This window comes from Nodularia sp. UHCC 0506, assembly GCF_034931045.1.
Lineage (GTDB): Bacteria > Cyanobacteriota > Cyanobacteriia > Cyanobacteriales > Nostocaceae > Nodularia.
Genome location: NZ_JAYGHH010000001.1, coordinates 159,177 through 170,765, shown reverse-complemented (window position 1 = coordinate 170,765; position 11,589 = coordinate 159,177). Strand labels below are relative to the sequence as shown.

The window sequence follows — 11,589 nt, the reverse complement described above, 5'->3', positions numbered from 1 at the left end:
TTCGTAATTCGTAATTCGTAATTCGTAATTCGTAATCAAGCAAGTCTGACTTGATCTGAGTTTTTAGCTACATTAAAAAGCAGCTGGTTTAATATGCCAACCGCTTTTTTCTCCCAATTTAATTCTCAGCATTAAGCCGCTTCAATCAAAGCACTCCAGTCAGCAGGTAGACGTGATGTAAATTCATTTATTTTGTCTTTGACTGCTTCTTTGGTAACTCGCAGAGTTTCCTGGATCAGCTGACTAGCTTGAATATCATCCAATTTGAATTGTTCGCAAATCACATTAATATATTCATCAGCAGAAATAGGTAACTTTCTAATTTGGTGAGAATGCAGTCTTTCATAATTTAGAGGTTCAGGTAGACTATCACTAAGCTGGTGCGCTTGATCATCTTCTAGTTTGCTGGCTAAAATGCCAATAACTGCTTTCACCGCAGCATCAGCAGTTTCTCGATCTGGGATAAAAGGTAACTGACTAGCTGCGTCAACAAATTTTTCGTACTCCATCTGTGTTTCTCGCTAAATTTGTCTATTAAGCTCGGACTTCTTCAGGCCAGAGTTCTCGCAAAGCCGGCGGTAACATATTGATCACATCATCAATTTCGCCTCTGGTAATGCGTTCAGCCAGTAGCTGGAATACTGCACGCACGACACCTTCTGCATCAATTTCGGGGTCAGTGTTGCGGAAGTAATCACGGATATGCTGCAAAAATGCGGCTTTATTCCTTTCTTTGGTGGGGGTAGCTCCAGGCCGCCAGTTTTCGTAATAAAATCCCCCTAAGAGAATGGGTAACTGCGCTCCTAAATGTGCGGCTTCTGCTACTGTTAGGCGATCGCGCAAAGCGTGTAATGTAGCACGCAACGCCTGAAATACTTGGTGCTTACTTTCCCAGCCGAGCTTATTACACAAGTCATTTACCCAAGGAATTGTGGTCTGAACTGTTGTATCAAAAATATCCAGTCCTGTCATTGTCATAGCGATCGCTCCTGTAAAATGCCTTGACTTAGCATGGGTGAGACTCACTGAATCAGTCCCGCCTCTTCAGGATTCAAGGCTTTTCATGTCCTCAAGTCCATCCTAAAAATTTAGAAGTTGTGTCTCCTCTGACTAGTGGTGTGTGATGCCGGATTTACCCCTCTGTCTCAGGGATTGAGTCTTGATTAAACTTAATTGTGAGATTGATGACAAAGCTATACCCGATAAAAATAGTCGGGTATGTTTGACGGGTATTTTAACTCGTGTTAGTATCAGGCGACAGTTGACTGACAAAACAGGGAAGGCTTCATTTATGACTCAGGCAATCATCAAAGATACCCAATCAACAACTTCGACTTTAAAAGCTTTAAAGTGTAAAGAATGTGGTACAGAATACGAACTTAAAGCCAGTCATGTCTGTGAGTTATGTTTTGGCCCACTAGAAGTCAAGTATGATTTCAGTGAGTTACGTCTGACGATTACGCGTGAGAAAATTGCCGCCGGTCCCAATTCTATTTGGCGCTACCGTCCCTTTTTGCCCGTCGCAACTGATAATGTAATTGATGTGGGAACGGGAATGACTCCCCTGGTTCGTTCCCATCGCCTGGCTCGTCGCCTGGGTTTAAATAAGCTTTATATTAAAAATGATGCTGTGAATATGCCCACCCTGAGCTTTAAAGATCGGGTGGTGTCAGTGGCTCTCAGCCGAGCGCGTGAATTGGGTTTTACCACCGTTTCTTGTGCTAGTACTGGCAACTTGGCTAATTCTACAGCAGCGATCGCCGCTCATGCCGGTTTAGATTGTTGTGTATTCATCCCCGCAGATTTAGAAGCAGGTAAAATCCTGGGTAGCTTAATCTACAGTCCGACACTGATGGCAGTCAAGGGCAACTACGACCAGGTAAATCGTCTCTGCTCGGAAGTGGCTAATACACACGGCTGGGGTTTTGTCAATATTAATTTACGTCCCTATTATTCTGAAGGTTCCAAAACTTTAGGCTTTGAAGTTGCAGAACAACTCGGTTGGGAACTACCAGATCATGTAGTTGCTCCTCTCGCCTCTGGTTCACTATTCACCAAAATTTATAAAGGTTTCCAAGAATTTGTAGAAGTTGGTTTAGTGGAAGGTAAAGATGTCCGTTTCAGTGGCGCTCAACCCGAAGGTTGTTCACCCATCGCCCAAGCATTTAAAGAAGGGCGCGACTTTATTAAACCAGTGAAACCAAATACAATTGCTAAATCATTGGCAATTGGTAATCCTGCCGATGGTATTTATGCTGTTGAACTAGCCAAGAAAACTGGCGGTAATATTGAATCAGTCAATGATGCCGAAATTATTCAAGGCATCAAGTTACTAGCAGAAACCGAAGGCATTTTCACAGAAACAGCAGGTGGTACAACTATTGCTGTCCTGAAAAAATTAGTCGAAGCCGGTAAGATTGATCCAGATGAAACCACAGTAGTTTATATCACTGGTAATGGTTTAAAAACCCAAGAAGCAGTCCAAGGCTACGTCGGCGAACCTTTGACAATTGATGCTAAATTAGATAGCTTTGAACGTGCCTTAGAGCGCTCTCGTACACTTGACCGCTTGGAATGGCAACAAGTCCTCGTATAGTTAGAAGTTGTGAGTTAAGGGTTTTCTTCCTAACTTTCAACTGCTAACTGTACTCTTAACTCTCCCCTTTCACTCTTAAATTTTTACTTCTATGGCTGTTAAAGTTTTAGTTCCCACCGCGCTGCAAAAATTTACAAATAACCAAGCTACCCTGACCTGTAGTGGTAGTAATGTTTCGGAACTGTTCGATTCTCTAGAGCAAAACTGCCCTGGAATTAAAGCCCGGTTATGTGACGAAAAAGGACAAGCGCGGCGATTTTTAAATTTCTATGTGAATAGTGAAGATATCCGCTTTTTAGACGGGATAGAGACACCACTCAAAGATGGTGATGAAGTGAGTATTGTCCCGGCTGTAGCTGGTGGTTGATTCATTAGTCATTAGTCATTAGTTATGTGGGTTGCATATCCCGCTTCTTGTGGGTAATTAACTCCAAACTAATGACTTTATGTATGTTCGTATTCTTCCTGAATCATTTCAAACACATAAACGAGTTCGGTACGGGCTGCATCTGGTGTTTCTCCCCAAGCATGACAACCAACAATCGCACCGGATATCAGCCACAAATGTGCCATTGTCATCGGGACGAATCAAAGCGGTGTAGTCTTGCAAAGGCTTCAAAGGATGGAAGTTTTAGTTACACTTTATAGTTTACAGCGATCGCCAAGCTCTCCTATGTCAAAATGAAGGTAAAATCGCTCCCAAAGCTAGACAAAGGATTGACCTGAGCAATGGCAGAAGAAAAAAATCACAATCAATCGGGAGAAGTGGCTCCCAGCACTGTTGACAAACAAGCTCCCACTGTCGCTAAAAAAAATGCTCCCAGCACTGACGAACCAGTAGCAACAGATATTCCTACTGCCAACACGCCAGATCCCAAAGCAGCGAACCCAGAAGTCAACCCCAACGCCGCTACGACAAAAACTGCCCCACCCAAGGCAGAAAAGCCCCCAGCCGCAGCCAAAGCCGCAAAAAAGGAAAAACTCCCGGCAGTAGAAGATAAGCCCTTTGTAGAGTTTATGGAGCAACACTACTTGCCAAGTTTACAACAAGCGATCGCGGATCAAGGTGTAGAAGATTTGCAGCTGGCTTTTGCGAAACAAAAACTTCCCATTGCTGGCTTTCAGTCAGCTGAAGAATGCTGGCAAGTTATTGGTAGTTGGCAAAATGGTCAACGCCAATTTAACTTGTATTTCCCAGATGAAAGTATTACTGGTCAAAAGGGCTTTTCTTGCAACGAAGGTAAAAAACCTAGCACACTTGAGTCATTTTTAATTGATGAGCGCCGAATTACACTAGACCTTTTAGTATTTGGTTTAGTGCAGCGTTTGAACGGTCAAAAGTGGCTAGGTAGAAATTAGTTAAGTTCGTCAAAGCAGTAAATAACGGCTCCAGTAATGGGGTCGTTGTCTATTCTTACATAACCTGATTTCAACATCTCTTTAAGCATAGCTTCTACTTCCGCAAAGCCTGCACCTGTGGCACTCACACCTTGAGTTACAGTCAAAGTACCACCCTTTTTTTCTGCCGCTTGTAGCAGTTCTATCATCAGTTGATTACCAGTGGGGCGGTAAACTTGAGAAGCGATCGCAGGTTGATTTACAGGCACACCCAAGGAAGATAAACCTGCTTTGGCTTTGAGGTTTTGTTCATAATCATCAACCATATTAGGGATCAGCAACAAATCCACACACTGCCCTATACCAAACATACCAAAAGTAAACAACCACAAAAGACCAGTTCCGATTTTGCCATTATATAAACGATGTAGCCCTCCTAATCCAACGAAAAAAAACGCTCCACTCAAAATATAAGAAACAAGAAGACGGTCTTTGTGCTGCTTATTGTCAGGATTCATCTTGTTTTCAACCCTTTGGATTTTTTCTTGTTGTTGAAGATGGATTATTGATGCTGTTCTCTGGTAAATCAGCTTGGTCAGGCAAAGCAATTGAATCGGATTCAGTAATCACGCCATTCATCGAATATTGGTTAAATTGAAGTGAATAACTGATGAAAAATCGCTTGATACCATTGTAATAAAAACCACAAGAAGTTACATAAATAAGCGTATTTTATGAATATTGGTCAGTGTATGCTACTCTAACAAATTTATGAACTGCAATAGACATGATTATCTATTTTGACTACTAATTCTTGATTGTTGGTTCCTTGAGCGTTGACATATTGTTGCAACTCTTAACTTTTTCTATACTAAATTCTAGGCTGCATATTGGTAGACTGAGTTTTATACAAATCAATTATTCTCGTCTCCTGCGCCTTGTGAGAGCATCACCCTCATACTCGTTCATGGGAAACCCTGATGGAGTCTGAGGATATAAACTACAAATTGGTGTTAGCTCTCTGGTGTACTCAAGATCATAAAGACAAAAGAGCAATTTAGATATGGTAGATTCCCTCAAAAAACCAGGCTTTGAAGAAATGCGGCCAGGTGTGAAAACCCCGGCAAAAGAAACCCTGTTAACACCACGTTTTTACACCACAGACTTTGATGAAATGGCACGGATGGATATATCCGTCAACGAAGACGAGTTACAAGCCATTCTCGAAGAGTTCCGTGTTGACTACAACCGCCATCACTTCGTTCGAGATGCCGAATTTGAGCAATCCTGGGATCACATTGACGGAGAAACTCGCCAATTATTTGTAGAATTCCTCGAACGTTCTTGCACAGCCGAATTTTCCGGGTTTTTGCTTTATAAAGAACTCGGCCGTCGTTTGAAGGGTAACAGCCCAGTATTAGCCGAGTGCTTTAACCTGATGTCACGAGATGAAGCTCGTCATGCAGGCTTTTTAAACAAAGCGATGTCAGACTTCAATCTGTCCTTAGATTTAGGTTTTTTAACCAAGAGTCGCTCCTACACCTTCTTTAAGCCAAAATTCATCTTCTACGCGACTTATCTTTCTGAAAAAATTGGTTATTGGCGCTATATCACCATTTATCGTCATTTAGAAGCAAATCCTCAAGATAGAATTTACCCAATTTTCCGATTCTTTGAAAACTGGTGTCAGGATGAAAACCGTCATGGAGATTTCTTTGACGCGATTATGAGATCCCAGCCACAAATGTTGAATGATTGGAAGGCCAAGCTTTGGAGTCGCTTCTTCCTGTTGTCAGTGTTTGCAACTATGTATCTTAATGACATCCAGCGTCAAGATTTTTATGCTGCCATTGGACTAGATGCACGGGAATACGACATCCACGTGATTAAAAAGACCAATGAAAATGCTGGTAGGGTATTTCCTTTGATGCTGGATGTGGAGAATCCCGAATTTTATCAGCGTTTAGATACCTGTATTCAGAATAACGAAAAATTGGCAGCGATCGCCAAGTCTAAAACCCCCAAATTCTTCCAATTCTTCCAGAAAGCCCCAATTTATCTCTCTCATGCTTGGCAGTTCCTCCGGTTGTACTTAATGAAACCCATTGATACTGTTGCGACTCATGGCGGAGTACGCTAGTACCGCCGTGAAGTCAAAAATTTTATTCTATAGGCTTTTTATTGACTTGGAATAGTCGCCTTATTTACACTGTGTTGTACTAAGTGAGAAAACTAAATTTTTTGTCAGATTGAGTGGTTTTGTGCATAACAGAGCCACTTTTTTTATTTGGGAGCAAAATTGGGAACATCAGCGTCAAGACTGACTGACACAATTGAGGTTTACCCTGATGCACAGAAGTTTTAGGCGTAAGCTGCCACTTTTAGTAATTTTCAGCTTATTTACTAGCTTTTTGCCTGCCTCTGGCTCAGTCTTATGTCCAGTTTTTGCCCATACCAAATACGATCCAGTTAGTAGAAACCATAGCAGAGACGGAAGTAGCGGTACAGATGGGCGTTCTGGCAGAAATGGTCGAGATGGTGAGGACAAAACTATTTTTGTCGATGGTTCATCTGTAAAACTTGACCTGTCTGGTGAAAATGGTGAAGATGGTGAAAATGGCAGACGTGGTTATAGACCTGACTGTCATCATCAGGGTGACAAAACACACCATGATATCTATGCACCCAGTGGCGGTACTGGCGGGAATGGTGGTAATGGGGGTATTGGGGGGAATGGTGGCTCGCTCACACTCTATTACACTAACTTAGCAGACTTGCAGAAAATTTTTGCCGTAGCTAACCCAGGAGACGGAGGTCGGGGTGGTCGGGGTGGTCGGGGTGCTTATGGTTGTAGATGTCATAGACGAAGTTGGGAAATAGAAACTTGTACAGGAACCCCTGGGAATCCTGATTATAAATGCACAAAGCGGCGTTACAGGTGTTATGACGGCAGAATTGGAAATAATGGGATCAATGGCAGGAATGGTAGTCAAGGCCGCTTAGGAAAATTGCGTATTATTAACAGTCAGGAAACTTTAGCAACCGATAATCCAACTTTAAAGTTACCAATTTCTCAACTGATAGGTCAGCAATTTAACCTTTCTCGAAACCAGTGGCATCTCCGCCAGGGAGGAAACTCTTTACTTGCTCCTGGTTCTGTAATTGCGGATGAGTATCGGGAATTTGCAAAACGCCTAGAAACAGATTTTCAATTAGTTTGGGCTGAAAAAGAACCCATAACTAGCTTTAACAATCAATTTGTAACCGCTAGTTTAACTGATAGCGAACAGGTAGAAGTTACCTTTGCTGATGATTTATGGGTTGCAGGTAGTTCTCAAACTGAAGCTAACTTGACTACATTTACCGTTAACCATGCGATTTCCCAAAAAGATGTCACGCGATTAGCAGTAGCAGAGTTTGCGGAGGCTGGGGAAAACCTCAAATTAAATATTGTCGATTTGGCAGCAAAATCAGCAGTCATTCAAACTCAATTTCAGGTTAAATTCCGGGCGCAAGATAGATTTGCTCAGTCATCCAATTACACAACTGTATACCAAGGGGTGATTCCCGCAGAACTTGTTACCCGTGACTATAACCGTTTTATCTTAGCTTTGGGAAAGCTAAAAATTCCTGATCATGCCCTACGCCCTGGCGTAAATGTTGATATTGAGGTGGTGGCTACTCGCACCTTGGGGAAACGTTCTGCAAAACAAACAATTAACTGGCGAGGTGCTATCCGCAATCCTAGATCATAATAGGATGAACAAACCCTTAACATAGGTAGAGACGCGAACAACCGTGTCTAAGGAATAGCGAAATCGTTTATGAAAATCTGTGTCGTAGGTGCGGGTGCTATCGGTGGGTATTTAGGCGCTAAACTAGCTCTAGCAGGGGAAGAAGTCACCTTAATTGCTCGTGGACAGCATCTAGAGGCAATTCAAAACCAGGGTCTTGAGGTGATCATGGCTGATGGGTCAAAGTATGTAGTAAATCCATCTTTAGCCACTAGTGAGATCAATCAGGTCAGTCCTCAAGATGTCGTCATCCTCGCTGTCAAAGCTCAGAGTTTACCTGCCATAGCCCCGGCTCTATCATCCCTCTACAATCCTGATACAATGGTGGTTACTGCCCAAAATGGGATTCCTTGGTGGTACTTCCAGAAGCATGGTGGTGAATATGAAGGACAAGAAATTCACGCTATTGACCCAGATGGCATAATTGCAAACAACATTGATGTAGACAGGGTAATTGGTTGTGTTGTGTATCCAGCCGTAGAAATACAGTCACCAGGAGTAATTCGTCACATTGAAGGTGATCGCTTGAGTCTGGGAGAAATCGACAATACCAAAACCGAACGCATTCAAAAACTAGCTCAAAGCTTCAAAAAAGCAGGTTTCAAAGCCCCAGTGCGGTCTAATATTAGAACAGAAATCTGGCTAAAATTATGGGGAAACTTGGCATTTAATCCCATCAGTGCCTTAACTCGTGCAACTTTAGAGCAAATTGCCCAATACCCCTTGACTCGTGAACTGGCCAGGCAGATGATGATGGAAGCCCAAACCATCGGCGAAAAACTCGGTATTGAATTCGGTATCAGTTTAGAACAGCGCATCAATGGGGCGGAAAAAGTCGGCGCTCATAAAACTTCTATGCTCCAAGATATCGAGGCGGGTCGGGCAACAGAGGTAGAATCCATCTTAGGAGCAGTGATTGAACTGGGCAAACTCACCCAGATCCCTACACCCTACATGGATACGGTGTATGCTAATGTCAAATTACTAGAACAAACTCTGATTTCTAGCCGGGAAAGAATTTTATAAAAATATGAGGTTTTTAGCGAATAAAACCCTAGTCATGGTTTATATTACCGAAAGGGTGGCACAAATAACCTACTATCTCTGCAATTGATTACATTCACCGTCAAAGGTGAGTGAAGACGAGGTTGATATGAAAATGCTTAACTTTTGCTGAATTGCCACAGATAAAGACTAAACTAAAAAGTCTTGTGCAGCAAAACCTGTAACTCTAAAAGAAATGAAGTAATCATGTCTAAGGTTCTCGTCTCCGATCCCATTGACCAAGCTGGAATTGACATTCTCACCCAAGTAGCTACTGTAGATGTCAAAACAGGTCTAAAACCAGCAGAACTGATCGAAATTATTGGTGAATATGACGCGCTGATGATTCGCTCTGGTACGCGCGTTACACAAGAAATTATTGCAGCTGGAACTCAGTTAAAAATCATCGGTCGCGCCGGTGTGGGTGTGGATAATGTCGATGTTCCCGCAGCTACCCGCCGAGGAATTGTCGTTGTCAATTCTCCCGAAGGTAACACAATCGCCGCCGCCGAACACGCCCTGGCGATGATGTTATCGTTATCTCGTCACATTCCTGATGCTAACGCTTCCGTTAAAAGCGGTGAGTGGGATCGTAAAACCTTTGTCGGCGCGGAAGTTTATAAGAAAACTCTCGGTGTTGTCGGCTTGGGCAAAATCGGTTCCCATGTAGCCACTGTAGCTAGAGCAATGGGGATGAAACTACTAGCTTATGACCCCTTTATCTCTACAGAACGCGCCGAACAACTTGGCTGTCAGTTGGTAGAGATGGATTTACTGATGCAGCAAGCAGACTATATCACACTGCACATCCCCAAAACACCTGAAACCACCCACTTAATTAACGCCACAACTTTGGCAAAAATGAAACCCACTGCCAGAATTATCAACTGCGCCCGTGGTGGTATCATTGATGAAGCTGCTTTAGCAGTAGCGATTAAAGAAGGTCAAATTAAAGGTGCAGCCTTGGATGTGTTCGAGTCGGAACCACTGGGTGAATCTGATTTGCGATCGCTCGGTAAAGAAATCATCCTCACCCCCCATTTAGGAGCCTCCACAACGGAAGCACAAGTAAATGTCGCCATTGATGTCGCCGAACAAATCCGCGATGTTCTCTTAGGATTACCCGCACGTTCAGCAGTCAATATCCCTGGATTTGGCCCCGATGTGCTAGAAGAACTCAAGCCTTATATGCAACTAGCCGAAACCCTCGGTAACTTGGTGGGACAATTGGCTGGTGGACGGGTGGAATCACTGACTGTCCGACTACAAGGTGAACTAGCCAGCAACAAGAGTCAGCCTTTGGTTGTCGCTTCCCTAAAAGGATTACTTTACCAAGCCCTGCGGGAACGAGTAAACTATGTCAACGCCAGCATAGAAGCTAAAGAGCGAGGAATTCGAGTAATTGAAACCCGTGATGCCTCAGCTCGCGACTACGCCGGCTCATTGCACCTGGAAGCTACAGGTACTTTAGGTACTCATTCTGTCACAGGCGCTTTATTAGGCGACAAAGAAATTCATCTCACCGATGTTGATGGTTTCCCCATTAATGTCCCACCCAGCAAATATATGCTGTTTACCTTGCACCGCGATATGCCAGGAATTATCGGCAAACTCGGTTCCCTATTGGGCAGTTTTAATGTCAACATTGCCAGTATGCAGGTAGGCCGTAAAATTGTCCGTGGTGATGCGGTAATGGCTCTCAGTATCGATGATCCCTTACCCGATGGCATTTTGGCAGAAATTGTCAAAGTAGCTGGAATTAGGGACGCATACACAGTAACTTTATAAAGTGCTGAGTGCTGAGTGAAGAAAAAGGTTAGGAGTAATTCATAAATCTGTTCCACTCATCACTCTTTTAGACTCAGAACTCAGCACTCAGAACTCAGCACTAAAAAATGGCAAACACTTGGTGGGAACTACAGATTTTATGTGATCCAGCGCTAGAAGAGTCAGTCTTGTGGCGACTGGAAGATTTTAGTAGCCGTGGTACAGCGAGTGAAAGTCAAGGTAATGTCTGTCTCGTCAAAGCTTATCTACCGAGAATTCAAGCACAATTGCTAGATTTAGCGGCGCTGTCGCTGTGGTTGCGTCAAGATGCTCTTTGTGTAGGATTGTCTATTCCTACCTTGAATTGGGAGTTAATTGATGAGGAAGATTGGGCTACTAGCTGGAAACAATACTGGAAACCTGAAGAAATAGGCGATCGCTTTTTAATTAATCCTGCATGGCTATCCTTACCAGAAACAACAGAAAGGTTAGTAATTCGTCTTGACCCTGGGGTTGCATTTGGTACTGGTAATCATCCCACAACTCAATTATGTTTGGAATCCCTAGAAATGCGGTTAAGTGAAGTACCTGCGGCTTTTGCCGACAAAAGTGATCAACACAAACCGTTGGTAATTGCGGATATCGGCTGTGGTTCTGGTATACTTTCTATTGGCGCATTACTATTGGGTGCGGCAAAAGTCTATGCAGTAGATACTGACCCCTTAGCGGTGCAATCAACCTTCAGCAATCGCGCTCTTAACGACATTAACCCAGAACGCTTAGTATCAGCAGAAGGTAGTGTAGACATGATCCTCAAACTGGTGGATCAGCCAGTGGATGGTATTGTCTGTAATATTTTGGCTGATATAATCATTCAATTGGTTCCACAAATGAGTGCGATCGCTAAACCAGATACTTGGGCAATTTTTAGCGGTATTTTACTCGAACAATCTACAGCTGTTGCTGATGTATTAGAAGAAAATGGTTGGATTGTTGCTACCCTGTGGAAAAAGAAAGAATGGTGCTGCTTAAATGTGCGGCGTTCTTAGC

11 protein-coding genes and 1 pseudogene are annotated in these 11,589 nt (G+C 43.2%); 8 read left to right on the top strand and 4 right to left on the bottom strand.

Features of this window, described 5'->3' with window-relative positions; translation table 11 throughout:
• Positions 1–131: 131 nt before the first annotated feature.
• Both VB654_RS00815 and VB654_RS00810 read right to left on the bottom strand, forming a co-directional pair.
• On the bottom strand, positions 132–509 hold the full coding sequence (locus tag VB654_RS00815) for a DUF2267 domain-containing protein (RefSeq protein WP_323211367.1): 378 nt from the start codon (positions 507–509) through the stop codon (positions 132–134).
• Between the two features lie 25 nt (positions 510–534).
• Complete coding sequence (locus VB654_RS00810) at positions 535–978, bottom strand: DUF2267 domain-containing protein (protein ID WP_323211611.1); 444 nt, start codon at positions 976–978, stop codon at positions 535–537.
• A 313-nt stretch (positions 979–1,291) separates the two neighbouring features.
• On the opposite strand from VB654_RS00810, the gene thrC reads away from it, so the two are divergent.
• Both thrC and VB654_RS00800 read left to right on the top strand, forming a co-directional pair.
• Positions 1,292–2,596 carry a threonine synthase gene (gene thrC / locus VB654_RS00805; RefSeq protein WP_323211610.1) on the top strand — a complete coding sequence of 435 codons (1,305 nt, stop codon included), beginning with the start codon at positions 1,292–1,294 and terminating at the stop codon, positions 2,594–2,596.
• A gap of 91 nt (positions 2,597–2,687) precedes the next feature.
• Entirely contained in the window at positions 2,688–2,963 is a 276-nt protein-coding gene (locus tag VB654_RS00800; protein WP_089093423.1) for a MoaD/ThiS family protein, read from the top strand.
• A 77-nt stretch (positions 2,964–3,040) separates the two neighbouring features.
• Here the strand turns inward: VB654_RS00800 and VB654_RS00795 are convergent.
• A pseudogene (locus VB654_RS00795) lies at positions 3,041–3,215 on the bottom strand (type II toxin-antitoxin system HicB family antitoxin).
• Between the two features lie 110 nt (positions 3,216–3,325).
• Here VB654_RS00795 and VB654_RS00790 point away from each other — a divergent pair.
• Positions 3,326–3,955, top strand: coding sequence for a DUF2996 domain-containing protein (locus VB654_RS00790; protein ID WP_323211364.1), 630 nt, complete (start codon positions 3,326–3,328; stop codon positions 3,953–3,955).
• Here the strand turns inward: VB654_RS00790 and VB654_RS00785 are convergent.
• The gene (locus VB654_RS00785) at positions 3,952–4,452 is read right to left on the bottom strand and encodes a TM2 domain-containing protein (RefSeq protein WP_323211363.1); all 501 of its coding nucleotides are present in this window, start codon (positions 4,450–4,452) and stop codon (positions 3,952–3,954) included. The two genes, VB654_RS00790 and VB654_RS00785, sit on opposite strands and share 4 nt — an antisense overlap.
• A 545-nt stretch (positions 4,453–4,997) precedes the next feature.
• Between VB654_RS00785 and acsF the strand changes: the two genes are divergently transcribed.
• The 5 genes from acsF (at position 4,998) to prmA (ending at position 11,588) form a co-directional block, all read left to right on the top strand.
• Positions 4,998–6,074, top strand: coding sequence for a magnesium-protoporphyrin IX monomethyl ester (oxidative) cyclase (gene acsF / locus VB654_RS00780; protein WP_323211362.1), 1,077 nt, complete (start codon positions 4,998–5,000; stop codon positions 6,072–6,074).
• A 208-nt stretch (positions 6,075–6,282) separates the two neighbouring features.
• Positions 6,283–7,689 (top strand): collagen-like protein, encoded by a 1,407-nt coding sequence (locus tag VB654_RS00775; protein WP_323211361.1) that lies wholly within the window; start codon positions 6,283–6,285, stop codon positions 7,687–7,689.
• A 69-nt stretch (positions 7,690–7,758) separates the two neighbouring features.
• Positions 7,759–8,754, top strand: a complete 996-nt coding sequence (locus VB654_RS00770; RefSeq protein WP_323211360.1) for a 2-dehydropantoate 2-reductase — start codon at positions 7,759–7,761, stop codon at positions 8,752–8,754.
• 225 nt (positions 8,755–8,979) lie between these two features.
• Complete coding sequence (gene serA / locus VB654_RS00765; RefSeq protein ID WP_323211359.1) at positions 8,980–10,560, top strand: phosphoglycerate dehydrogenase; 1,581 nt, start codon at positions 8,980–8,982, stop codon at positions 10,558–10,560.
• Positions 10,561–10,667: 107 nt separating this feature from the next.
• Complete coding sequence (gene prmA, locus VB654_RS00760) at positions 10,668–11,588, top strand: 50S ribosomal protein L11 methyltransferase (protein WP_323211358.1); 921 nt, start codon at positions 10,668–10,670, stop codon at positions 11,586–11,588.
• Position 11,589 lies beyond the last annotated feature (1 nt).

What these genes read in the sequence shown, in the direction of transcription:
- VB654_RS00775 (WP_323211361.1), top strand. Translation starts at nt 6,283, where the DNA reads ATGCACAGAAGTTTTAGGCGTAAGCTGCCACTTTTAGTAATTTTCAGC.
- thrC (WP_323211610.1), top strand. Translation starts at nt 1,292, where the DNA reads ATGACTCAGGCAATCATCAAAGATACCCAATCAACAACTTCGACTTTA.
- VB654_RS00790 (WP_323211364.1), top strand. Translation starts at nt 3,326, where the DNA reads ATGGCAGAAGAAAAAAATCACAATCAATCGGGAGAAGTGGCTCCCAGC.
- VB654_RS00800 (WP_089093423.1), top strand. Translation starts at nt 2,688, where the DNA reads ATGGCTGTTAAAGTTTTAGTTCCCACCGCGCTGCAAAAATTTACAAAT.
- VB654_RS00770 (WP_323211360.1), top strand. Translation starts at nt 7,759, where the DNA reads ATGAAAATCTGTGTCGTAGGTGCGGGTGCTATCGGTGGGTATTTAGGC.
- acsF (WP_323211362.1), top strand. Translation starts at nt 4,998, where the DNA reads ATGGTAGATTCCCTCAAAAAACCAGGCTTTGAAGAAATGCGGCCAGGT.
- serA (WP_323211359.1), top strand. Translation starts at nt 8,980, where the DNA reads ATGTCTAAGGTTCTCGTCTCCGATCCCATTGACCAAGCTGGAATTGAC.
- VB654_RS00810 (WP_323211611.1), bottom strand. Translation starts at nt 978, where the DNA reads ATGACAATGACAGGACTGGATATTTTTGATACAACAGTTCAGACCACA.
- prmA (WP_323211358.1), top strand. Translation starts at nt 10,668, where the DNA reads ATGGCAAACACTTGGTGGGAACTACAGATTTTATGTGATCCAGCGCTA.
- VB654_RS00815 (WP_323211367.1), bottom strand. Translation starts at nt 509, where the DNA reads ATGGAGTACGAAAAATTTGTTGACGCAGCTAGTCAGTTACCTTTTATC.
- VB654_RS00785 (WP_323211363.1), bottom strand. Translation starts at nt 4,452, where the DNA reads ATGAATCCTGACAATAAGCAGCACAAAGACCGTCTTCTTGTTTCTTAT.